We start from the raw sequence: 23315 nt of genomic DNA, 5'->3' as shown, positions 1-23315 counted from the left end.
ATAACGGCAGAAAGCACGGTATTCGCCGTGAATCTGGCCGAGATGTCAGCAAAATCAACATTTTTGTACAACTTCGCGGGGATTCTACCAAACTTTTAAGACCGGTTCGTTACGTTACCGGCTTAAATGTCCATGCAGCGTGGACGCCTGGGAGAACTTTTTGACTTGCGGCAAGCCTCGTGCAAGGTTCGCCTACCAAAATGACCGAATGTTCCAGGAAGAAAACAATCAGCCTTAAGGCGTACGAACGATAACAGGAGACATAAATGCAAAAAACCCGGGATTTCCATTACCGGTCGGTGCATGACCGCGATGCGTTCTGGCGCGAAGAGGCCAGCCGCATCCACTGGGAAACGCCATTCGGGGCCGTGCTGGACTTCTCCCGGCCGCCCTTCGCCAAATGGTTCACGGGCGGGCGCAGCAACCTCTGCTACAACGCCGTCGACCGCTGGCTGCCGACCCAGGCCGACGCGCCGGCCCTGATCTGGGTGTCCACCGAGGTGGACCGCGAGCGCGTCTATACCCGCCAGGACGTGTTCGAAGAGGTCAATGCCGCCGCCGCCATGCTCAAGGAGCTGGGCGTGGGGCGGGGCGACCGGGTGCTGCTCTACATGCCGATGGTGCCGGAGGCGGTGTTCACCATGCTGGCCTGCGCCCGGATCGGCGCGGTGCACTCCGTGGTGTTCGGCGGATTCGCCTCGGTCAACCTGGCCCAGCGCATCGACGACGCGGCGCCCAAGGTCGTGGTCTGCACCGACGGCGGCTCCCGCGCGGGCAAGGTGGTGCCGTACAAGCCCCTGCTGGACCGGGCGCTGGCGCTGGCCAAGTCGCCGCCGGCCTCGGTGGTGGTGTTCGACCGCGGCCTGGCCCCGTTTGAACCCGTGGCCGGCCGCGACCTGGACTACGCGGCCCTGCGCGAGCGCCACCGTGGCGCGCGCGTGCCGGTGGAGTGGCTGGAATCGTCCGAGCCGAGCTACATCCTCTATACCTCCGGCACCACCGGGCGGCCCAAGGGCGTGCAGCGCGATACGGGTGGCTATGCCGTGGCGCTGGCGTCTTCCATGGAGTACCTCTTCAACGGGAAGCCGGGCGACACCTTTTTCTGCACCAGCGACATCGGCTGGGTGGTGGGACACTCCTATATCGTCTACGGCCCGCTGATAGGCGGCCAGGCGACCGTGCTGTACGAAGGCACGCCGGTGCGGCCCGACGGCGCGATCCTGTGGAAGCTGGTGGAACGGTTCGAGGTCAACACGCTGTTTTCGGCGCCGACCGCGGTGCGCGTGCTCAAGCGCCAGGACCCGGCGCTGCTCAAGCAGCACGACCTGTCGTCGCTGCGCGCCGTGTACCTGGCGGGCGAGCCGCTGGACGAGCCGACCGCGCAATGGATCTCCAGCGGGCTGGGCAAGCCCATCATCGACAACTACTGGCAGACGGAATCGGGTTGGCCGATACTCTCGGCCCAGCCGGGCGTGGAGAAGGTGCCCACCCGTTTCGGCAGCCCGTCGTTCCCCGTGTACGGATTCGACGCGCGCATCGTCAGCGAATCCACCGGCGAGGACCTGGGCCCGGGCCAGAAGGGCGTGGTGGCCATCGTGCCGCCGTTGCCGCCGGGGGCCATGTCCACCATCTGGGGCGACGACGAGCGCTTCGTGCAGACCTACTTCACCTCCATCCCCGGGCGCCAGGTGTACTCCACGTTCGACTGGGGCCTGGTGGACGAGGATGGCTACTGGTTCATCCTGGGCCGCACCGACGATGTGATCAACGTGGCCGGCCACCGGCTGGGCACGCGCGAGATCGAGGAATCGGTCAACAGCCACAGCCTGATCGCCGAATGCGCGGTGGTGGGCGTGGCCGATGCGCTCAAGGGGCAGGTGGCCATGGCGTTCGCCGTGCTGAAGAATCCGGCTGGCGCCGAAACGCCCGAAGGGGCAAAGCAGCTGGAAGGCGATATCATGCGGCTGGTGGAAGATCAGCTGGGAGCGGTGGCCAGGCCCGCCCGGATCCGGTTCGTGGGCGCGCTGCCCAAGACCCGTTCCGGCAAGGTGCTGCGCCGCGCGATCGTCGCCGTGTGCGAAGGACGCGATCCCGGAGACCTGACGACCATCGAAGACCCATCCGCCCTGGAACAGATCAAGGAGTCGCTGCAATGAATACCAAACCCGTGCTGAGCGCCGAAGACGTCAAGAAAGTGTTGGCCGCGGCCGAAGCACACGCCCTGCAGAACAAGTGGGCCGTCACGATCGCCGTGGTCGACGATGGCGGCCACTTGCTGGGCATGCTGCGCCTGGACGATGCCGCGCCGATCTCGGCGCACATCGCTCCCGCGAAGGCGAAGACCGCCGCGCTGGGCCGTCGCGAATCGCGCGTCTACGAGGAAATGATCAACAACGGCCGCTATTCGTTCCTGTCGGCCCCCTTGATCGACGGCCTGCTGGAAGGCGGCGTGCCGGTCGTGGCCGACGGCCACGTGGTCGGCGCGGTCGGCGTCTCGGGCGTGAAATCGACCGAAGACGTGCAGATCGCTCAAGCTGGTATCGCCGCGCTGGGCCTATGAGCTCGCAGGGCCGCCCCGAGGGCGAATACCGGCGTGCGGAGCACGAAGGCAGTCCGGTAAGCCGGGGCGTGCCGCCGGAAGCGTCGGCCGACGCTTCCGGGCAGACCGCCGGATCGGGGGGCGACAGCCCCCTGAATCCGGGCGTGGCCAAGCGCGAAGTCTGGGCCTGGGCCATGTACGACTTCGCCAATTCCGGCTACACCACCGTGATCCTCACGGCGGTGTTCAGCACCTATTTCGTCGGCGTGGTGGGCGGGCGCGCCCCGTGGGCCACGCTGGCCTGGACCGCGGCGCTGTCGCTGTCCTATCTGCTCATCATGCTCACCATGCCCACCCTGGGCGCGCGCGCCGACGCGCGCGCGGGCAAGCGGCGCCTGCTCTATACGAGCACGGTGGGCTGCGTCGCCGCCACCCTGGTGCTGACGCAGGCGGGCCCGGGCGACGTCTGGCTCGCGCTGGCGGCCATCGTCGTCTCCAACTATTGCTATTGCGTGGGCGAATCCGTGGTCGCGGCGTTCCTGCCCGAGCTCGCCAAGCCCACGGCGCTGGGCCGCGTGTCCGGCTGGGGGTGGAGCTTCGGCTATTGCGGCGGCATGCTCACCCTGGGCCTGTCGCTGGTCGTCGTGACCCTGGCCGAGGCGCGCGGCGAGACCGCCGAGCACTTCGTGCCCTGGGTCATCGTCGTCACCTGCTCGGTATTTGCCCTGGCGGCGCTACCGTCCTTTTTCCTGCTGCGCGAGCGCGCGAAGCCGCAGGGACGGCCCGAGGCGCTGCACATGTTCAAGCGCCTGGCCTACGCGTGGCGCGAAACCGGAATGCACTTTCCCGAATTCCGCCGGCTGCTCATGTGCATAGCCTGCTACCAGGCCGGGATCTCGGTGGTGATCACGCTGGCGGCCGTGTATGCCTCCGAGGTCATGGGCTTCACCACGCCGCAGATCATGCTGCTGGTGTTCACGGTGAACATCGGCGCCGCGGCGGGCGCATTCTCGTTCGGCTACGTGCAGGACCGCATCGGCCACAAGCCGGCGCTGGCCATGACCCTGGTGGGCTGGATCGCGATGGTCCTGGTGGCCTATGCCGCCGTGACGGCGCCGGTGTTCTGGGTGGCCGCCACGCTGGCGGGCCTGTGCATGGGCACGACCCAGAGCGCGGGCCGGGCCATGACGGGGGCGCTCGCGCCCGCGGGCCGGCTGGCGGAGTTCTTTTCGCTATGGACCTTCGCGGTGCAACTGGCCGCCGTGATCGGCCCGCTGACCTACGGGCTGGTGACCTGGGCCACGCACGGCAACCACCGGCTGGCCATCCTGGTGACCGGCCTGTTCTTCGTGGGCGGCCTCGTCCTGCTGTCGCGCGTGGACATGAAGCGGGGCCTGGCCCGGCGCGCCGCCTGAGGGTCGCGAAAACGGGGCCGTGGCTGCTATCCTTATGGTCTGCCCAGCGGCGGCGCCTTCGCAAGGCGGCGCCGGTGCGTTGTTGGCTTGTGCATGCCGCTTGATCCGTGCCTGGTTCGGATGTTCCGAGCCGAGGCCGGCATTGTCGGAGCTCCGGGCTCCTGCGCGCTTGCGGGCTCCGGCCCGCATTTTGCGTAAGGTGCCCGTAAGAGCGCGGCGATACGGTTGCAGGTGGGTAATGAAAAAAGCGGCATAAACAACAGAATCACCGATTGGAGACAAAAATCATGTCGAACGCTATTGAGTCCGTCCTGGTGGAAACCCGTGTTTTCCCGCCGCCCGAGCGCGCGGCGCAGGGCGCCGCCATTCCCAGCATGGAAGCCTATAACGCGCTGTGCGCGCAGGTCGAGAACGACTTCGATGGCTTCTGGGCCGGGCAGGCCCGCGACAACCTGCAGTGGACCAAGCCGTTCACGCAAGTCCTCGACGAATCCGACGCCCCGTTCTACCGCTGGTTCGGCGACGGCGAACTCAACGTCTCGGCCAACTGCCTGGACGTGCACCTGACCAACGGCAATGCCGACAAGACCGCCATCATCTTCGAGGCCGACGACGGCCGTGTCGACAAGGTGACCTACCGCGAACTGCTGGCCCGCGTGTGCCGCTTCGCCAACGGCATCGCGGCGCTGGGCTACAAGAAGGGCGACCGCGCCATCATCTACATGCCGATGTCGATCGAGGCCGTGGTGGCCATGCAGGCTTGCGCGCGCCTGGGCGTGACGCACTCGGTGGTGTTCGGCGGCTTCTCGGCCAAGAGCCTGCAGGAGCGCATCATGGACGTGGGCGCGTCGCTGGTCATCACCGCCGACGAGCAGGTCCGCGGCGGCAAGACCATCCCGCTCAAGCCCGCGGTCGAGGAAGCCTTCGCCATGGGCGGCTGCGAGGCCGTCTCCAAGGTCATCGTGTACCGCCGCACCGGCGGCAAGGTGCAATGGAACGAAGGCCGCGATCTCTGGATGCACGAGGTCGAGGCCGGCCAGCCCGACACCTGCGCGCCCGTGTCCGTCAACGCCGAGCATCCGCTGTTCATCCTCTACACCTCCGGCTCCACCGGCAAGCCCAAGGGCGTGCAGCATTCCTCGGCGGGCTATCTGCTGTGGGCGCTGTTGACGGTGAAGTGGACCTTCGACGCCCGCAAGGACGACGTGTACTGGTGCACGGCCGACGTGGGCTGGGTCACGGGCCACACCTATATCACCTACGGTCCCCTGGCCGCCGGCCTCACGCAGGTGGTCTTCGAAGGCGTGCCGACCTACCCGAACGCCGGCCGCTTCTGGGACATGATCGCTCGCCACAAAGTCACCACGTTCTACACCGCGCCCACGGCGATCCGTTCGCTGATCAAGGCGGCCGAGGCCTCGCCCGAAGCGCATCCGAAGAACTACGACCTGGACAGCCTGCGCATCATCGGCACGGTGGGCGAGCCCATCAATCCCGAAGCCTGGATGTGGTATCACAAGAACGTGGGCCGCGAGCGCTGCCCCATCGTGGATACGTGGTGGCAGACCGAGACTGGCGGCCACATGATCACGCCGCTGCCGGGCGCTACCCCGACCAAGCCGGGTTCCTGCACCTTGCCCCTGCCGGGCATCGCGGCGGCCATCGTCGACGAGACCGGGGCCGACGTCGAACAGGGCAATGGCGGCTTCCTGGTCATCAAGCGGCCGTGGCCCGCGATGATCCGCAACATCTGGGGCGATCCGGAGCGTTTCAAGAAGAGCTATTTCCCGCCTGAACTGCGCGGCTACTACCTGGCGGGCGACGGCGCGCAACGCGACGCCGACGGCTACTTCTGGATCATGGGCCGCATCGACGACGTGCTGAACGTGTCCGGCCACCGCCTGGGCACGATGGAAGTCGAATCGGCGCTGGTGGCGCACGAGATGGTAGCCGAAGCCGCGGTCGTGGGCCGCCCGGACGACACCACCGGCGAAGCCGTGGTGGCCTTCGTGGTGCTCAAGCGCGCGCGTCCGGAAGGCGACGAGGCGCAGGCCATCGCCAAGACGCTGCGCGACTGGGTGGCCAAGGAAATCGGCCCCATCGCCAAGCCCAAGGACATCCGCTTCGGCGACAACCTGCCCAAGACGCGCTCGGGCAAGATCATGCGCCGCCTGCTGCGCGTGGTCGCCAAGGGCGAGGAAGTCACGCAGGACGTCTCCACGCTGGAGAACCCCGCCATTCTCGACCAGCTGTCCAAGCCCCTGTGAGCGCGATCGGCCGGCACTTGCCGGCCGCCCGCTGCGCGACAGGCGCATAATGTGAGGCGCCCGTGCCGGCAACCCGCCGGCGCCGGGCGCCTTTTCTTTTTTTCTTCCGCATCTCCACGGAGCCAGACACGTGAGCAGCAGTTTCGATCGGGCGGGGCTAGCCCTGATGTTCAGCACCATCCTGGTCTGGGCGGGCAGCTGGATCGCGATGAAACTGATCGTGCCCTATATCGGCCCGTTCGATTTCGTGGCGCTGCGCTACGTAGTGGGCAGCCTGGTGCTGTTCGCGCTGGCGATCGCGACCCGCCGGCCGCTGGCCATGCCGCCCTGGAAACTGACCCTGCTGATCGGCCTGACCCAGACGGCGGGCTTCCAGGGGTTCGTGCAGACGGCGCTGGTGACGGGCGGGGTGGGCAAGGTGTCGCTCATGGCCTACACCATGCCGTTCTGGGTGATCCTGTTCGCCTGGTGGCTGCTGCGCGAGCGGCCCACCGCCAGGCACGGCCTGGGCATGGGCCTGGCCGCGGTCGGGCTCGTCTGCTTCGTGGAACCCTGGAACGGCCTGGGCGATATCCGTCCGGTGCTGCTGGGCCTGGGCAGCGGCCTGAGCTGGGGCGTGGGCACGGTGCTGTCCAAGCGCATGTTCGAGCGCCACGCGCCGGACGTGATGACCTTCACCGCCTGGCAGATGCTGTTCGGCGGCCTGGCGATGGTGCCGCTGGCCCTGCTGGTGCCGCAGATGCCGGCGCAATGGGGCTGGCAGCTCTGGGCCGGCATGACCTACATCGTGCTGATCGCGACGGCGGCCGGCTGGCTGTTGTGGTTGCAGGTCGTGCGCCGCGTGCCCGCGTCCATCGCCGGCCTGTCCAGCCTGGGCGTGCCCGTCGTGGCCATGCTGCTGGCCTGGGCGCTGTTGTCCGAGCGGCCGACCGCCGTCGAGCTGGGCGGCATGGCGCTGATCCTGGCCGGCATCTGGGTCGTGAGCCGCGCCGCGCCCGCGCCGCGCGCCGAATGAGCGCTTTCCGAATTCATCTTCCATCCAAGGACTTTCCATGATCGATCTGCGCAGCGACACCGTTACCCGGCCCTCGGCGGCCATGCTGCAGGCGATGGTCGCCGCGCCCCTGGGCGATGACGTGATGGGCGACGACCCCACCGTGATCCGGCTGCAGGAAGCGGTTGCCGAGCGCGCCGGGAAGGCGGCGGGCCTGTTCTTTCCCTCGGGCACGCAAAGCAACCTGGGCGCGTTGATGGCGCACTGCGAGCGGGGCGATGAATACCTGGTGGGCCAGCTGGCGCACACCTACAAGTACGAAGGGGGCGGGGCGGCCGTGCTCGGCAGCATTCAGCCCCAGCCGGTGGAACACGCGGCGGACGGTTCGCTGCCGCTGGAGAAGCTGGCCGCCGCGCTCAAGCCCGCGGGCGACGCGCATTTCGCCCGCACCCGCCTGCTGGCGCTGGAAAACACCTTCCACGGCAAACTGATCCCGGCTTCCTACGTGCAGGCTGCCACGGATTGGGCGCGCCAGCACGGCCTGGCCACGCATCTGGACGGCGCGCGCGTGTTCAACGCGGCGGTGGCCAGCGGCAAGCCGCTGGCGGACATGTGCCAGCCCTTCGACTCGGTGTCGATCTGCTTTTCCAAGGGCCTGGGCGCTCCGGTGGGCTCGGTCCTGGTGGGCAGCGCCGAATTGATCGCCCGCGCGCACCGGTGGCGCAAGATGTTGGGCGGCGGCCTGCGCCAGGCCGGCGTGCTGGCGGCCGCCTGCCTGTACGCGCTGGAGCACAACGTCGACCGGCTGGCCGAGGATCACGCCAACGCCCGCCTGCTGGCCGAGGGGCTGGGAGGCATTGCCGGCGTGACGGTGCTGAGCCAGGACACCAACATGGTGTTCGTTCAGGTCGAGCCGGCGCTGTGCGATGGCCTGACCGCCGCGCTGGACGCGCAGAACATAAAAATGCGCGCGGTGTACGGCGGGCCGACGCGCCTGGTGACCCACCTGGACATCAGCGCGGACGACGTGCGCCGCGCGGTGCGCGCCGTGGCCGACTACTGCTCCACCGCTCCGCGTTGAACGCCGCGGTAGCGCGCGGCGCTGGCTTCCAGGCCGCGCCGCGCGCCGGCAGGCGTCAGGGCAGGGACCGCAACGCGTCGTGCAGCGTCGAGAAGAGTCGGTCCATCTGATGGCGTTCGATCGTGAGCGGCGGTGACAGCAGCATGGTGTCGCCGGCCGAGCGGATCAGGCAGTCGCGCTCCAGGCAGGCCTGGTGCACGGCATAGCCGCGCTGGCCGGGCTTGCCTTCCTCGGGGGCCAGCTCGATCGCGGCCAGCAGGCCGATGTTGCGCACGTCGACCACATGCGGCGCGCCCTTGAGCGAATGCGCGGCGTCTTCCCATTCCTTCCCTAGTTCGCCGGCCCGCTCGAACAGGTTTTCGCGCCGCGCGATATCGAGCGTGGCGAGGCCCGCCGCGCACGCCACCGGATGGCCCGAGTATGTATATCCGTGCGACAGCTCGATGGCGCTTTCCGGTCCCTGCATGAAGGCTTCGTACACGTGCTCCCGCACCAGCGTGGCGCCCATGGGGACCGCGCCGTTGGTCAGCCCCTTGGCGCTCGTGATGATGTCCGGCATCACGTCGAAGTGCGAAGCGGAGTACGCGCCGCCGATGCGTCCGAATCCGCAGATGACTTCGTCGAAGATCAGCAGGATGCCGTACTTGTCGCAGATTTCGCGCAGGCGCTGCAGGTAGCCGCGGGGCGGCACGAGCACGCCCGTCGAACCGGCAACGGGCTCGACGATGACCGCGGCGATGGTCGAGGCGTCGTGCAAGGCCACGATGCGTTCCAGCGCGTCGGCCAGGTGCGCGCCCCACTCGGGCTGGCCGCGGGTGTAGGCCATTTTCTCGCGGTCGTAGGTGTGGGGCAGGTGGTCGACGAAGGGCAGCAAATTGCCGAAAGGCTTGCGGTGGCCCGCGATGCCCGAGACCGACAGGCCGCCGAAACCGACGCCGTGGTACGAGCGCTCGCGACCGATCAGGCGCACGCGCTGGCCGTCGCCGCGCGCCCGGTGGTAGCCCAGCGCGATCTTCAGCGCGGTGTCCACGGCCTCCGAACCCGAGTTCGAGAAGAACACCTGGCTAAAGCCGGCAGGCGCTGCCTGAATCAACTCATCGGCGAAGCGCAGGGCGAGCGGATGGCTCATCTGGAACGAGGAGGCGTAATCGAGGTCCGCCGCCGCCCGCGAAATGGCCCGCACGATCTCGGGCCGGCCATGGCCGGCGTTCACGCACCACAGTCCCGCGATGCCGTCGAGCACCTCGCTGCCGTCGGGGCGGAAGTAGTACATGTCCTGCGCGCCGCTGAATATGACGGGGTTGCGCTTGAAGCGGCGATTGGAGGTAAAGGGCAGCCAATAAGCCTCGGAACTTGGAATCTGGGGCGACATAAGACAATCCTGCTGGGCCAGTGAGTGATATTCCATTATGTACTAACAATAAGAAAAGTACAATTTGGATTGAGCGAAAACAATCCAGGCCCAGGCATGGGCCGGCGGGAAAGGCTCAGGGGATCAGGAGCGTTGCAGCGCGGATTTCAGATGCTGCCGCATCAGCTGGGCGGCCCATTCCTGGTCGCCGTCCTCGATCGCAGCCAGTATCTGCAAATGCTCGCGGCTGGAGTTCGAGTACTGCGCCAGGTGATAGAACGCGCGATGCTCCTCCAGCCGGCGCAGCTGGTTCTGCTGTTGCACGGCCTGCAGGATGTAGCGATTGCCCGAGAAGCGCGCCAGCATTTCGTGGAACGAGGCGTTCAAATTGAAGAATTCCGCGGCCGAGATGTCGCTGCTGTCGTCGCTGCGCGCGGCAAGCGCCTCGTGCGCGGCGCGCATGCGCTCCAGGGCCTCTTTGTCCGGGTGGAACGTGGGCTCCAGCAGCCCCGCGCATTCGACCGTCATGCGGAAGCGGTAGCTTTCGTTGAGCGCGTCTCGGTTTTCCAGCGACGGCGCGAACTGCCAGCCGTGGCCTTTGCGCTTTTCGATCAGGCCGTCCGCGGACAGCTGCAGCAGCGCCTTGGCCAGCACGCTGCGCGGCGCGGGGTAGCGCTGGAGCAGGTCGCTTTCAGTAAACGTGTCCGGCAGCGCGCGCGAGGCGCGATCGCCGATCAGTCGCCGGTACAGCTCGTCCTGGGTGGGGCCGGCTCCCTCGATCGCGGGAAGCGCGACGGCGGCGCGCGCCGCCACCGTATAGCCGCTGTTGGGGCGATGCATGATCAGACCCTGCGCGGCCAACAGCTTGAGCGCGCCGCGCACCGGGGTGCGCGAGACCTCGTGGTTCGCGGCCAGCGCCTCCTCGGAAAGGTGGTCGCCCGGGGCGTAGCGTCCGGCCACGATATCTTCCGCGATGTGGCGAGCCAGGTCGACTTGCAGCGGAGTGGGGCGGGCAGGAACGGCGGTGGACATGGACGGGGCAGCGGCGCGCGTGGCGAGGGAAGGGGAATGGTACCGGAGAGCGATGCGGCGCGGGCGCCGCGCCTGCGATAGCAGGGGGGGGTGCTTATATTGATTATTTTCTTATATTAGTACAAATTAGAAGCCCCCTCTGGACCTGGGTGCCAGGAATCGCCGGTCTCAGCCGTGCCGCTCGCGGCTGTCCATGGGGGCCTCCCGACGTTCATCCATGCCGTAGTCGCGCAGCACCTGGGCAACTCGCAGGCGGTAGCCCGCGAATACGCCGCCGCGTCCGGCCTCCTGTGCGCGGCGGTGCGACTCCAAAGAACGCCAGCGGCGTACGGCGTCTTCATCCCGCCAGAACGACAGCGACAGCAGCTTGCCCGGATTGCTCAGGCTCTGGAAGCGCTCGACCGAGATGAAGCCGTCCACGGCCCTCAACTCCTCGATGAGGCCGGCGGCTATTGCGAGATAGGGCTCGGGGTTGCCGTTGGCGGGTTCGACTTCGAATATCACGGCGATCATTGGGATGGCTCCTTGGGGAAATCAAATTGCGGAACGCGCGCGTTGGGCAGCGGCCGGTAGCGGAAGCGAGCCGCGAGCGCTACGGTGTCGGCGCCCGCGCTCACCAAATGCGCAAGCGCCGCGGCCGCGTGCCGGCGGGCCAGTCCGGCGCCGGGACAGGCGTGCCCCAGCGCCCCGAAAGGCCAGTGCGCCTCGGGCTCGATCATGGCTGCGGCGGCCAGGACCAGCAACACTGTCTCTCCGGCTTCGATGCGCTGGCCGCAGATCTCGGCGCTGGCGGCGAGAAAACGCCGGGTATTGTGCACTGGCGGGTCCGTGCGCAGCACTTCGTCCACCAAGGTCTCGGCCTGTCCGTCGAGGACCGCGCCGCGTATGCCGCGGCGTCCGGCCAGGACGAGCGCGTTGCCCAGCAGGCCCGCGCCCGCTTCGCAGGATTGGAACAACAGGCCCGCCAGGTTCGCGGCCAGCAGGGCCGGCGTCAGATCGGCGCGTATGCCCCCATCGCGCAGCCCGCGCAAGGCGCTCGAAGCCTGCGGGGCTTGCAGGTGCGATTCGAGACGGCCCTGAAGGCGTTCGGCGGCGGCGTGCGCGGCGGTGGTCTTGGGGCCGGCGGAAACCTCGGGCAAGCCCGACAGGAAGGCGCTGATATCCGCCGCGCAGTCGGCGTAGACGCCGGGCGGCAGACCGAGGAAGGCGGCTTGCGCGTGCACCGGGGCCGCGGCGAGGTAGCGGTCGACGGCGTTCGCCGTGAGCGCTCCGGTGTCGGGCCAGGCCACCGTCTCCGGAAGGGGTTCCTGCTCGCGCGTGAAGTCCATGAGCAAGCCTTTGAGCCGCGTATGCGGCGCACTGTCGTTCATGCGCACGAAGCGGCCGAACAGCGTTGCCGCCGGACCCGGGCACAGGGCGGGGGGAACCGGCGCATCGGGCGGCCGCACGCGCGCGGCCGGATGCCGCATGACGGCGCGGATGGCGTCGGGATGGCAGGCGACCCAGAGCCCGAGCGCGGGCTCCCGATACAGCGGGGCGCCGCGGGCCAGCGCGGCGTAGTAGGGATAGGGGTCGGGATGCGTGACCGCGTCCAGGGGATGGGCGGGATACATGGCGGCGGGCGTCAGTGGAGGTGGCGCCAGTATCCGGCAGGTTCGCAGCCGACGATTCGGCGCGTGGCGAACTATGCCTGCGGCGGCCCGTCCCGGGCGTCGCGCTCGGCGAGCAGCGCGGCGTAGCCCTGGCGAGAATCCGGCCATTGCAGCGTGAATCCGCTGGCGCGCAGCCGGGCATTGCTGAGCTTCTTGCTGCCGACGTTCGCGGGCGCGGGCGCCACGCGCGGCGCGGGCGCGCCGGCCAGCCGGGCCAGTTCGGCATACAGCGCGTGCAGGGGCAGCGGCGTATCGTCGCAGCCGATGTACACCGGCGCCACCTCGGGCAGCAATGCCAGATGGACCACGGCGGCGGCTGCGTCGTCGATGTGCATGCGGTTGGCCCAATGCTCGGGCTGGACCGGCGCGCCGGCCGCGCCGCTGCGCAGCCGCTCGATCAGCTGCAACCGGCCGGGGCCGTACAGGCCCGCCAGCCGCAAGGCGGTGGACGGCAGGCGGCGGGCCGCCAGCGCGGCCTCGGCCTCCAGCAGCAGCCGGCCGTTGGCGCCCAGCGGAGAGGGCGGCGTGTCTTCGGTGACCCAGTCGCCATCGTGTTCGCCGTAGACGGCGCTGGACGAGACGAACACGACGCGTTCGAGCCGCGACGTGTCCAGCGCGTCGAGCACGTTGGCCAGGCCGTCGATGAAGACGGCGCGGTAGGCGGCGGGGTCGCGCGCGCCGGGCGCGGGCAGGTGGATCAGCCGGGTAACGCCCGCAGGCAGCGCGGGCAGCCCGTCGGGGCGCGAGATGTCGCCGCGCAGCCAGCGGATGCCCTGCGGGCCGTCGGCCGGCGGATGGCGGCGCAGGGCCAGGACTTCGTCGCCGCGCGCCAGGAAGCGCCGGGCCACTCGCTGGCCCAGGTCGCCGCAGCCGATGAGGAGTACGCGTTCGGTCATGGAATAGTCCTGCTCGTCGAAAAAAAGGCGCCCCGCGGGGCGCCTTCGGTGACCGGGCGCGCAAGGCGTCCGGCCGTTTTACATGCCGCTGTAGACGGGGCCTTCGCCGCCTTGCGGGGCCACCCAGACGATGTTCTGGGTCGGGTCCTTGATGTCGCAGGTCTTGCAGTGCACGCAGTTCTGCGCATTGATCTGCAGGCGGTCCTCGCCGTGGTCGTCCTTGACGAACTCGTACACGCCGGCCGGGCAATAGCGCGACTCCGGCCCGCCGTACTTGGCCAGGTTGACCTGCACGGGGATGTTCGGGTCCTTGAGCGTCAGGTGGACGGGCTCGTTTTCGTCATGGTTGGTGTTCGAGATGAACACCGAACTGAGCTTGTCGAAGGTGAGCTTGCCGTCCGGCTTGGGATAGTCGATGCGGGCGCATTGCGACGCCGGCTGCAGGCAGGCATGGTCGGGCTTGTTGTGGCGCAGGGTCCAGGGCATCTTGCCCTTGAGCAGCAGTTGCTCCACGCCGGTCATCACGGTGGCGATGGTGCGGCCCTTCTTGAACCATTGCTTGAAGTTGCGGGCCTTGTTCAGCTCGGCATGCAGCCAGGAGTTCTCGAACGCGCGCGGGTAGGCCGAGAGCTCGTCCTGGCGGCGGTCGGCGACCAGGGCGTCGAAGGCGGCTTCGGCGGCCAGCTTGCCGGACTTGATGGCGGCATGGCTGCCCTTGATGCGCGAGGCGTTCAGGAAGCCGGCCTCACAGCCGACCAGCACGCCGCCGGGGAACGTCAGCTTGGGCAGCGCCAGCAGGCCGCCGGCCGTGATGGCGCGCGCGCCGTAGGCGATGCGCTTGCCGCCCTCGAACGTGCCGCGGATGGCGGGGTGCGTCTTGTAGCGCTGGAATTCGTCGAACGGCGAGAGCCAGGGGTTGGCGTAGTCCAGGCCCACGATCATGCCGACCGCCACCAGGTTGTTGTCCAGGTGGTAGAGGAAGGAGCCGCCGTAGGTGTCGGAATCCAGGGGCCAGCCGGCCGTGTGGATGACCAGGCCGGGCTTGGACTGGGCCGGATCGACTTCCCACATTTCCTTGATGCCGATGCCGTAGGACTGCGGATTGCGGCCGTCGTCGAGCTTGTAGCGTTCGATCAGCTGGCGGCCCAGCTGGCCGCGCGCGCCTTCGGCGAACACCGTGTAGCGGGCGTGCAGTTCCATGCCGGGCTGGTAGTGGTCGGTGTGGCTGCCGTCGCGGGCCACGCCCATGTCGCCGGTGGCCACGCCGCGCACGGCGCCGTTCTCGTCGTACAGGACTTCAACCGCGGCGAAGCCCGGGAAGATGTCCACGCCCAGCGCCTCGGCCTGCTCGCCCATCCATTTGACGACGTCGCCCAGGCGGACGATGTAGTTGCCTTCATTGTGGAAACAGGGTGGCAGCAGCCAGTTGGGCGTGCCGCGCGCGCCCGTTTCGGACAGGAACAGGAATTTGTCCTGCGTGACGGGCACGTTCAGCGGCGCGCCTTTTTCCTTCCAGTCGGGGATGAGCTCGGTCAGCGCCAGCGGGTCCATGACGGCGCCGGACAGGATGTGCGCACCCAGTTCCGCGCCCTTTTCAAGTACGCAGACGCCGACTTCCTGATTCTTCTCAGCGGCCAGCTGCTTAAGACGGATTGCGGTGGCCAGGCCGGCGGGGCCACCGCCAACCACGACCACGTCATATTCCATCGACTCGCGTTCAGACATTGCAAAGCTCCCCGTATGTATTCCATATATGGCTGGAAGTATTATCGGCGATTGTATTGCAGGCGGCGCCATGCCCGCCTTCGTATTTCATTCAGCCATCAGGAGCTATTGGTGAACCCGGACAATTTGTCTGCACGGATTCTTGAGGTGGGCGATATCCACCAAACGGAATTGCCTTTGCGTTGGGGCGACTCGGACGCTTTGAACCATCTCAATAACACGCTGTATTTCCGCCTCATGGAAGAGGCCCGGATGCAGATCCTCTACGGGGCCGGCTTCGAGCTGCCCTCGGACATGGGTCCGATCCTGGCCCATGCCTCCTGCGATTTCCTGCGTCCCCTGACCTATCCCGCCAATGTGCGCGTCACGCACAAGGTCCTGCGTATCGGCCGCTCCAGCGCCGAATTCGAACTGCTGCTGGAAAAGTCGGACGATCCCTCGGGCCCCTATGCCCGCGGACGCAACGTGCTAGTCTGGATGGATTATGTGGCCAATGCGTCCGCTGCGTGGCCGCCGGCGGTGCTGGCGCAGCTGGGCGCGATGTTCCGGCCCGCGGCCTGAGGCGCGCTTGCCCGGGGGCTCCGCTCCCGGGAAAATAGGGCGTGCGTTGGCCGGGCATGCCGGTAAAATCTAGCGCGAGATCACAAAAGCAATAGAAAACAGGGCCCATCCCGATCTTCTCGATCCCCGCGCGGGACGCTTGCGCGCAAGCGGCGGGAGGGACCCTCTTCAGTTCGACCTTAACTAGGAGTTGGAGCGATGGACAAGGTTTATGCAAGCGCCCAGGAGGCGCTGGCAGGCATCGTCAAGGACGGTCAGATGATCGCCGTGGGCGGTTTCGGCCTTTGCGGTATTCCCGAAGCCCTGATCGCCGCGCTGCGCGATTCGGGCGTCAAGGACCTCACCTGCATCAGCAACAATGCGGGCGTCGACGGCTTCGGCCTGGGCCAGCTGCTCAATACGCGCCAGGTCCGCAAGATGATCGCGTCCTACGTGGGCGAGAACAAGGAATTCGAGCGCCAGTACCTGTCGGGCGAACTCGAACTCGAATTCACGCCGCAGGGCACGCTGGCCGAGAAGCTGCGCGCCGGCGGCGCCGGCATCCCGGCGTTCTTCACCCGCACGGGCGTGGGCACGATCGTGGCCGACGGCAAGGAAATCCGCGAGTTCGACGGCCAGCAGTACGTGATGGAACGCTCGCTGGTGCCCGACGTGTCGCTGGTCAAGGCGCACATCGCCGACCGCAGCGGCAACCTGGTATTCCGCAAGACGGCCCGCAACTTCAACCCGAACGTCGCCATGGCGGGCAAGCTGACCGTGGTCGAAGTCGAGGAAATCGTTGAGACCGGCACCCTGGATCCCGACCAGATCCACCTGCCCGGCATCTATGTGCAACGGATCGTGCTGAACGCCACGCCCGAAAAGCGCATCGAACAACGCACCACTCGCCCGGCCTAAGGAGAACAGACATGGCATGGTCCCGCGATGAAATGGCGGCTCGCGCCGCGCGCGAACTGCAAGACGGTTTTTACGTGAACCTGGGCATCGGCTTGCCCACCCTGGTGGCCAACCACGTGCCCAAGGGCGTGGAAGTGTGGCTGCAATCCGAGAACGGCCTGCTGGGCATCGGCCCGTTCCCCACCGACGACGAGGTCGACGCCGACCTGATCAACGCCGGCAAGCAGACGGTCACGACCCTGCCGGGGTCCTCGATCTTCTCCTCGGCCGATTCGTTCGCGATGATCCGCGGCGGCAAGATCAACCTGGCCATCCTGGGCGCGATGCAGGTCTCCGAAAAGGGCGACCTGGCCAACTGGATGATCCCGGGCAAGATGGTCAAGGGCATGGGCGGCGCCATGGACCTGGTGGCGGGCGTGGGCCGCGTCGTGGTCCTGATGGAGCACGTGGCCAAGAAGAAGGACGGCACCGAGGACATCAAGCTCCTGCCCGAATGCACGCTGCCGCTCACGGGCGTGGGCGTGGTCAACCTGATCATCACCGACCTGGGCGTGATGGAAGTCACCGAAAACGGCCTGAAACTGCTGGAAACGGCGCCCGGCGTGACGGTGGACGAAATCCAGTCCAAGACGCTGGCCAAGTTGGACGTGTCCGGCCTGTAGCCGGGCCGCCGACCGTCTCGCGGCCGGCAACCAGACGCTTTGCCCGACGCCCCGCAAGGGGCGTTTTTCATGGGGCCGGCGGGGCGGCCCTCAGGCCGATTCGGACAGCAGCATGCCCACGTGGGGGATGCCGTCTTCCATGTATTCGTCGGTCACCGGCACGAAGCCGTGCCCGCCGTAGTAGCCCTTCAAGCGCGCCTGCGCGCCCAGGTACACCGGCTGACCCGGCCAGACGCGCTGAACCTCGGCCTTGGCGCGGCGCATCAGTTCATGCCCCAGACCCGTGCCGCGCGCGGCCGGCGCCGTGATCACCCGGCCGATGACGACCCGGCCCTCGTTCCGGGCCGGTTCGAGCAGCCGGCAATAGGCCAGCAGCGCGCCGCCGTCCCAGGCCATCAGGTGCTCGGTCTGCCCTTGCAGGTCCTTGCCGTCCATGTCGAGGAAAACGCAGTTCTGTTCCACCACGAAGACTTCGGAGCGCAGCCGCAGGATGGCGTAGAGCTCGGTCGGCGTCAGTTCGGCGTGCGGTTTGCAGATCCAGGCGGGCATGGCAAGACGATAGAAAAAAGAAAGGGCGACCAGGGTACCTCAGGCCGGTTCGCGGGCAGCGGCTCCACTGTTACATTTTTGCACGGGTATACCCTTAGTATGAAAATCTATTTTCTTATCTAAAATTTGCATGTAAACAGATTTACATAAACCTCCGCTACCGCCTCCCCCTTTCCTTCGATGAACAAGGCCGCACTTACGATCGCTGATCGGATCGCCCGGGCCCAGCCCGCGCTGAGCCGGACCCAGCACAAGATGGCCGACTACGTCCTGGCGCACCAGTTCCGGGTAGCGACCATGACCATCGACGAATTCGCGGCGGCGGTCGGAGTATCGGTCGCCACGGCGAACCGTTTCGCGCGCGCCCTGGACCTGCCGGGCTATCCGCAATTCCGCGCCGAGCTGGCGCGCGGCTTCGAAGCCGCGCTGGAGCCCGTGGAAAAGCTGCGCACCGAACTCGCCCATTCCGCCAGCGCCGTGCAGATCTTCGCCGCGACGCTGGAAGAGGACATCCGCAACGCGCAGCGCAACCTCCAGTCGCTGGACGCCGCCGCCTGTGAGCAGGCGGTGGACGCCATCCTGGCCGCGGAGCGCGTGTTCATCATCGGCTTCGGCGCCAGCGGTTTCCTGGCCGGCCTGCTGCAGCGCGGCCTGTGCATGCATCTGCACTCGGTCGAATCGCTGGCGGGGCCCGGCGGCGTTTCGCACGCCGCGCGCCAGATGTCGCGGATGACGGCCAAGGACCTCGTGATCGCCATCGGCTTTCCGCGCTACCTGGCCGACACGGTCACGCTGGCCGGCGCGGCCAAGCAGGCCGGCGTGCCCGTCCTGGTGCTGACCGACAAGCCCACCTCGCCGCTGGCGCCCACGGCCTCCGTGGTGCTGTACGCATTTTCCGCGCGCCAGTTGAGCCCCAATTCCGAAACCGCCGCGCTGGGGCTGATCGAAGCCCTGTCGGCGGCGGTGGCCTATCGGGCCAAGAATTCCGTCGCGGCCGCCGCTGGGGTGACCCAGTCCGTCATGCCGTGGCTCATCCATGGAGTAGGTAAACGATGATTCAACCCGTGATCGCCATTCACGGTGGCGCCGGCGCGATGTCCCGCGCGGCCATGTCGCCCGAGAAAGAACAGGAATACCTGAGCGCGCTGGAGTCCATCCTGACCGCCGGCCAGGCCGTGCTGGCCCGGGGCGGCAGCGCCCTGGACGCCGTGACCGAAGCCGTCCGCCTGCTGGAGGATTGCCCCCTGTTCAACGCCGGCCACGGCGCGGTGTTCACCAGCGCCGCTACCCACGAGCTGGACGCCGCCATCATGGACGGCGCGACGCTGCGTTCCGGCGCGATCGCCAACGTGCACCGCGTGCGCAATCCGGTGTTCGCCGCGCGCAAGGTCATGGAGAACAGCAAGCACGTCTTCTTCGTGGGCGAGGGCGCCGAGGCGTTCGCCCAGGAAGAGGGCCTGGAGCTGGTCGATCCTTCGTACTTCTCCACCGAGGCCCGCCGCGAACAGCTGCTGCGCGTGCAGCGCGAGACGCCGGAAGCCGCCGTGCTGGACCACGACGGCCAGGCCATGGTCGCGCGCGGCCAGCCCGCGCCGGCCGACCCGCTGGACGCCGACAAGAAGTTCGGCACGGTGGGCGCGGTCGCCGTGGACGCCCAGGGCAACCTGGCCGCGGCGACCTCGACCGGCGGCATCACCAACAAGCAGGTCGGTCGCGTGGGCGACGCGCCGCTGATCGGCGCCGGCACCTATGCCAGCAACAAGACGTGCGCGGTGTCCACGACGGGCACCGGCGAGATGTTCATCCGCATGGTCGCCGCCTACGACGTGGCGGCGCAGATGGAGTACTGCGGCGCGTCGCTGGAAGCGGCCGCGGACCGCGTCGTGAACGAAAAACTGCCCACCATCGGCGGCAAGGGCGGCCTGGTGGCCGTCGACGCCCAGGGCAATGTGGCCTTGCCGTTCAATACGGAAGGCATGTACCGGGGTTATGCCCGCGTCGGCGAAAAGCCGGTCACCGCGATCTATCGATAAGCGGCGAGAGGTTCGTGCCGGCGCGGGGGTAAGTATTTCCCCGCCGGGCCGTCCCGGGGGCAGAGGCCGCTCGGAGGCGGCAAGCCCGGGGGCGCGGCGCGGGAATGTAATTTTTTGGGGATTGAATAAAGATGGTTGATCGCGCAAACAGCCTGGCGATGCCGGATAACCGCGTGGTCCAGGTCGACGACCTGACGGTGCGCTTCGTGGGATCCGAGCGCACGGTCGAAGCCGTGCGCAATCTGTCGTTCCATGTGGACCGGGGCGAGACCCTGGCCATCGTGGGCGAATCGGGTTCGGGCAAATCGGTGACGTCGCTGGCGCTCATGCGGCTGGTGGAGCATGGCGGCGGGCGCATCGCCCAGGGCAGCATGGCCCTGCGGCGGCGCAACGGCTCGGTGATCGACCTGGCCGGCTCCAGCCAGCGCGTCATGCGCAACGTGCGCGGCGCGGACATGGCCATGATTTTCCAGGAGCCGATGACCTCCCTGAATCCGGTGTTCACGGCCGGCGACCAGATCGCCGAATCGATCCGCCAGCACCAGGGCAAGGACGCCGCGGCCGCGCGGGCCGAGGCATTGCGCATGCTGGAGCAGGTCCGCATTCCGGAAGCGAAGTCGGTGCTGGACCGCTATCCGCACCAGTTGTCGGGCGGCATGCGCCAGCGCGTGATGATCGCGATGGCGCTGGCCTGCAAGCCGGCGCTGCTGATCGCGGACGAACCCACCACCGCCCTGGACGTCACCATCCAGGCGCAGATCCTGCAGCTGATCCGCCAGCTCCAGGAAGAAATGCACATGGGTGTGGTGTTCATCACCCATGACATGGGCGTGGTGGCCGAAGTGGCCGACCGCGTGCTGGTCATGTACCGCGGCGACAAGGTCGAGGAAGGCCCGTCGGAGCGCGTGTTCGCCTCGCCGCAGCACCGCTACACCCAGGCGCTGCTGTCGGCCGTGCCGAAGCTGGGCGCGATGCAGGGCACCGATCTGCCCGCGCGCTTCCCGCTGCTGCAGGTGGACGGCCAGGCCGTGCCGGAAGAGGCGCCGGTCGCGCCGCAGGCATCGGGCGAGAAGCGCGAGCCCATCCTGAGCGTCCGAGATCTCGTCACCCGTTTCGACCTGCGCGGCGGCATCATGAGCCGCGTGCAGCGCCGCGTGCACGCCGTGGAGCGGGTCAGCTTCGACCTGTACCCCGGCGAAACGCTGTCGCTGGTGGGCGAATCGGGCTGCGGCAAGTCCACGACCGGCCGTTCGCTGCTGCGCCTGGTGGACAGCCAGGGCGGCGAGATCCGCTTCGGCGGCCGCGACATCGTGCGCTTGAAGAACAACGAACTGCAATCCCTGCGCCGCGACATCCAGTTCGTGTTCCAGGATCCCTTCGCCTCGCTCGATCCGCGCGTGACCGTGGGCTTCTCTATCATGGAGCCGCTGCTGGTGCACGGCGTGGCCAAGGGCCGCGACGCCGAGCGCCGCGTGGCCGAGCTGCTGGAGCGCGTGGGCCTGCCGGCGGAGATGGCGCAGCGCTATCCCCATGAATTCTCCGGCGGCCAGCGCCAGCGCATCTGCATCGCGCGCGCCCTGGCCCTCAATCCCAAGGTCGTGATCGCGGACGAATCCGTGTCGGCGCTGGACGTGTCGATCCAGGCGCAGATCGTGAACCTGCTGATCGACCTGCAGCGCGACATGGGCATTTCGTTCCTGTTCATTTCGCACGACATGGCCGTCGTGGAGCGCGTCAGCCACCGCGTGGCCGTGATGTACCTGGGCCAGATCGTCGAGATCGGCCCGCGCCGCGCCATTTTCGAGAATCCCCAGCATCCGTACACGAAGAAGCTGATGTCCGCCGTGCCGATCGCCGATCCGGCCCGTCGCCACCTGAAGCGCACTTTGCTGTCCGATGAAATCCCCAGCCCGATCCGCAAACTGGGCGACGAACCGGTGGTGCAGCCGCTGGTGCAGGTCGGAACGGATCACTTCGTCGCCCGCCATCCGGTCGGCGGAGCGTATTGAGTCAGTTGTCGTACTTGTTTTTCTTCCACCAAACCCCCTAATTCCTTTATGGAACCAGGAGTTGCAATGATGAAAGTTCTGCGCCCCACCAAGCTGATGGCCGCCGCCGCGGTAGCCTTCGGCATGCTCAGCTCGCCGCTGGCGCACGCTGCCAAGGACGTGACGTTCGCCGTCTCCATCGCGCTGGAAACGCTCGATCCGTACAACACCAACAGCACCCTGAACCAGGCGGCCGGCAAGGCCTACTACGAAGGCCTGTTCGAGTTCGACAAGGACCTGAAGGTCCAGAAGGTGCTGGCCACCGATTACACCGTCAGCGAAGACGGCCTGGTCTATACCTTCAAGCTGCGCGAAGGCGTCAAGTTCCATGACGGCACCGACTTCAACGCCGAAGCCGTCAAGATCAACTTCGACCGCCCGGCAAACCCGGAAAACCGCCTGTCGCGCTACATCCAGTTCAGCGTCATCGAGAAGACCGAAGTGGTCGACCCGCTGACCATCAAGATCACCCTGAAGAAGCCGTTCTCGGCCTTCATCAACGCGCTGGCCCACCCGGCCGCCATGATGATCTCGCCGGCCGCCCTGGCCAAGTACGGCAAGGAAATCGGCTTCCACCCCGTGGGCACCGGCCCCTTCGAATTCGTCGAATGGAAGCCGGCCGAATACCTGAAGGTCAAGAAGTTCGACGGCTACTGGAAGAAGGGCTACCCCAAGGTCGACACCCTGACCTTCCGCACCGTGACCGACAACAACACGCGCGCCGCCGTGGTGCAAACGGGCGAGGCGCAGTTCGCCTTCCCGGTGCCGTTCGAGCAGGCCGCCGTGCTGCAGAAGAACGACAAGCTGGACGTGGTCGATCACAAGAACTCGATCATGGCCCGCTACCTGTCGATGAACACGCAGCAGAAGCCCTTCGACAACGTCAAGGTGCGTGAAGCCATCAACTACGCCATCAACAAGGAAGCCCTGGCCAAGGTCGCTTTCTCGGGCTACGCCACCATCGTCGACGGCGTCGTGCCCACCGGCGTGGACTTCGCCCACAAGACGGGTCCGTGGCCGTACGACATCAAGAAGGCCAAGGCTCTGCTGGCCGAAGCCGGCTACCCCAACGGTTTCGAAAGCCAGCTGTGGTCCGCCTATAACGACGGCACCTCGGTGAAGGTCGTCCAGTTCCTGCAACAGCAGCTGGCGCAGGTCGGCATCAAGGTGTCGGTCGAAGTGCTGGAATCCGGCCAGCGCGTTCAGCGCGTGCAGCAGGTGCAGAAGCCCGAGGACGCCAAGGTCCGCATGTACTACGCCGGCTGGTCGTCCTCGACCGGTGAAGCCGACTGGGGCCTGCGTCCGCTGCTGACCACCGCCGCCTTCCCGCCGGTGCTGAACAACGTGTCGTACTACTCGAACAAGTCGGTCGACGACGGCATCCAGCAGGCCCTGGCCACCACGGACCGCGCCAAGAAGACGGAAATCTACAAGAACGTCCAGGAAACGATCTGGAAGGATGCGCCGTGGGCCTTCCTGGTGACCCAGAACAACCTGTACGTGAAGTCGAAGAACCTGTCGGGCGTGTACGTGGAGCCGGATACGTCGTTCTGGTTCGGCGACATCGACCTGAAGCAGTAAACACCCCCGGGGCCGCGAGGCCCCACAGTAAG

At 67.3% G+C, this 23315-nt stretch carries 20 protein-coding genes; 13 read left to right on the top strand and 7 right to left on the bottom strand.

The features are described from left to right. The first annotated feature begins 266 nt into the window (after window positions 1-266). The 6 genes from ADE01S_RS00195 to ltaE all read left to right on the top strand — a co-directional run bounded on the left by ADE01S_RS00195 (window position 267) and on the right by ltaE (window position 8296). Window positions 267-2156, top strand: a complete 1890-nt coding sequence (locus ADE01S_RS00195) for a propionate--CoA ligase (protein ID WP_062679452.1) — start codon at window positions 267-269, stop codon at window positions 2154-2156. Continuing rightward, a complete protein-coding gene (locus ADE01S_RS00190) occupies window positions 2153-2560 on the top strand; it encodes a heme-binding protein (protein WP_062679451.1) in 408 nt (135 codons plus the stop codon). Before ADE01S_RS00195 ends, ADE01S_RS00190 begins: the two co-directional genes overlap by 4 nt. A 173-nt stretch (window positions 2561-2733) precedes the next feature. Further along, complete coding sequence (locus tag ADE01S_RS00185) at window positions 2734-3954, top strand: MFS transporter (RefSeq protein ID WP_062679855.1); 1221 nt, start codon at window positions 2734-2736, stop codon at window positions 3952-3954. A gap of 287 nt (window positions 3955-4241) precedes the next feature. After that, entirely contained in the window at window positions 4242-6221 is a 1980-nt protein-coding gene (acs, locus tag ADE01S_RS00180; protein WP_062679450.1) for an acetate--CoA ligase, read from the top strand. 130 nt (window positions 6222-6351) lie between these two features. Next, window positions 6352-7236 carry a DMT family transporter gene (locus tag ADE01S_RS00175; protein ID WP_437340730.1) on the top strand — a complete coding sequence of 295 codons (885 nt, stop codon included), beginning with the start codon at window positions 6352-6354 and terminating at the stop codon, window positions 7234-7236. Window positions 7237-7273: 37 nt separating this feature from the next. Continuing rightward, a complete protein-coding gene (ltaE, locus tag ADE01S_RS00170; protein WP_062679448.1) occupies window positions 7274-8296 on the top strand; it encodes a low-specificity L-threonine aldolase in 1023 nt (340 codons plus the stop codon). A 55-nt stretch (window positions 8297-8351) separates the two neighbouring features. Here ltaE and aptA read toward each other — a convergent pair whose 3' ends face one another. From aptA to ADE01S_RS00140, 6 genes are all read right to left on the bottom strand, one after another. Then, on the bottom strand, window positions 8352-9668 hold the full coding sequence (gene aptA, locus ADE01S_RS00165) for an omega-aminotransferase AptA (RefSeq protein ID WP_087881338.1): 1317 nt from the start codon (window positions 9666-9668) through the stop codon (window positions 8352-8354). A 123-nt stretch (window positions 9669-9791) separates the two neighbouring features. Beyond that, window positions 9792-10679 carry a GntR family transcriptional regulator gene (locus ADE01S_RS00160; RefSeq protein ID WP_062679447.1) on the bottom strand — a complete coding sequence of 296 codons (888 nt, stop codon included), beginning with the start codon at window positions 10677-10679 and terminating at the stop codon, window positions 9792-9794. 168 nt (window positions 10680-10847) lie between these two features. Then, window positions 10848-11192, bottom strand: a complete 345-nt coding sequence (locus tag ADE01S_RS00155; RefSeq protein WP_062679446.1) for an antibiotic biosynthesis monooxygenase family protein — start codon at window positions 11190-11192, stop codon at window positions 10848-10850. Next, on the bottom strand, window positions 11189-12292 hold the full coding sequence (locus ADE01S_RS00150) for a cytochrome P450 family protein (RefSeq protein ID WP_062679445.1): 1104 nt from the start codon (window positions 12290-12292) through the stop codon (window positions 11189-11191). The genes ADE01S_RS00155 and ADE01S_RS00150 overlap by 4 nt, the downstream gene beginning before the upstream one ends. A gap of 71 nt (window positions 12293-12363) precedes the next feature. Further along, window positions 12364-13227 carry an NAD-dependent epimerase/dehydratase family protein gene (locus ADE01S_RS00145; RefSeq protein WP_062679444.1) on the bottom strand — a complete coding sequence of 288 codons (864 nt, stop codon included), beginning with the start codon at window positions 13225-13227 and terminating at the stop codon, window positions 12364-12366. A gap of 78 nt (window positions 13228-13305) precedes the next feature. Continuing rightward, window positions 13306-14952: an electron transfer flavoprotein-ubiquinone oxidoreductase gene (locus ADE01S_RS00140; protein ID WP_062679443.1), complete on the bottom strand. Its 1647-nt coding sequence runs from the start codon at window positions 14950-14952 to the stop codon at window positions 13306-13308. A 111-nt stretch (window positions 14953-15063) separates the two neighbouring features. On the opposite strand from ADE01S_RS00140, the gene ADE01S_RS00135 reads away from it, so the two are divergent. The 3 genes from ADE01S_RS00135 (at window position 15064) to ADE01S_RS00125 (ending at window position 17072) form a co-directional block, all read left to right on the top strand. After that, window positions 15064-15513 (top strand): acyl-CoA thioesterase, encoded by a 450-nt coding sequence (locus tag ADE01S_RS00135; protein ID WP_062679853.1) that lies wholly within the window; start codon window positions 15064-15066, stop codon window positions 15511-15513. 198 nt (window positions 15514-15711) lie between these two features. Continuing rightward, complete coding sequence (locus ADE01S_RS00130; protein ID WP_062679442.1) at window positions 15712-16410, top strand: CoA transferase subunit A; 699 nt, start codon at window positions 15712-15714, stop codon at window positions 16408-16410. Window positions 16411-16421: 11 nt separating this feature from the next. Beyond that, window positions 16422-17072: a CoA transferase subunit B gene (locus tag ADE01S_RS00125; protein WP_062679441.1), complete on the top strand. Its 651-nt coding sequence runs from the start codon at window positions 16422-16424 to the stop codon at window positions 17070-17072. Between the two features lie 90 nt (window positions 17073-17162). Here ADE01S_RS00125 and ADE01S_RS00120 read toward each other — a convergent pair whose 3' ends face one another. Further along, window positions 17163-17621: a GNAT family N-acetyltransferase gene (locus ADE01S_RS00120; RefSeq protein WP_062679440.1), complete on the bottom strand. Its 459-nt coding sequence runs from the start codon at window positions 17619-17621 to the stop codon at window positions 17163-17165. 180 nt (window positions 17622-17801) lie between these two features. Between ADE01S_RS00120 and ADE01S_RS00115 the strand changes: the two genes are divergently transcribed. The 4 genes from ADE01S_RS00115 to gsiB all read left to right on the top strand — a co-directional run bounded on the left by ADE01S_RS00115 (window position 17802) and on the right by gsiB (window position 23283). After that, window positions 17802-18677, top strand: coding sequence for a MurR/RpiR family transcriptional regulator (locus ADE01S_RS00115; RefSeq protein ID WP_062679439.1), 876 nt, complete (start codon window positions 17802-17804; stop codon window positions 18675-18677). Continuing rightward, window positions 18674-19654, top strand: coding sequence for an isoaspartyl peptidase/L-asparaginase family protein (locus tag ADE01S_RS00110; protein ID WP_062679438.1), 981 nt, complete (start codon window positions 18674-18676; stop codon window positions 19652-19654). Before ADE01S_RS00115 ends, ADE01S_RS00110 begins: the two co-directional genes overlap by 4 nt. A gap of 131 nt (window positions 19655-19785) precedes the next feature. After that, the gene (locus ADE01S_RS00105) at window positions 19786-21663 is read left to right on the top strand and encodes a dipeptide ABC transporter ATP-binding protein (RefSeq protein WP_062679437.1); all 1878 of its coding nucleotides are present in this window, start codon (window positions 19786-19788) and stop codon (window positions 21661-21663) included. Window positions 21664-21729: 66 nt separating this feature from the next. Then, window positions 21730-23283 carry a glutathione ABC transporter substrate-binding protein GsiB gene (gsiB, locus tag ADE01S_RS00100; RefSeq protein ID WP_062679436.1) on the top strand — a complete coding sequence of 518 codons (1554 nt, stop codon included), beginning with the start codon at window positions 21730-21732 and terminating at the stop codon, window positions 23281-23283. Window positions 23284-23315 lie beyond the last annotated feature (32 nt).

The sequence above is a fragment of the Achromobacter denitrificans NBRC 15125 genome, from assembly GCF_001571365.1.
Lineage (GTDB): Bacteria > Pseudomonadota > Gammaproteobacteria > Burkholderiales > Burkholderiaceae_B > Achromobacter > Achromobacter denitrificans.
Note: the sequence above shows the minus strand (reverse complement) of the source record. Positions and strands in the feature narration are given on the sequence as shown.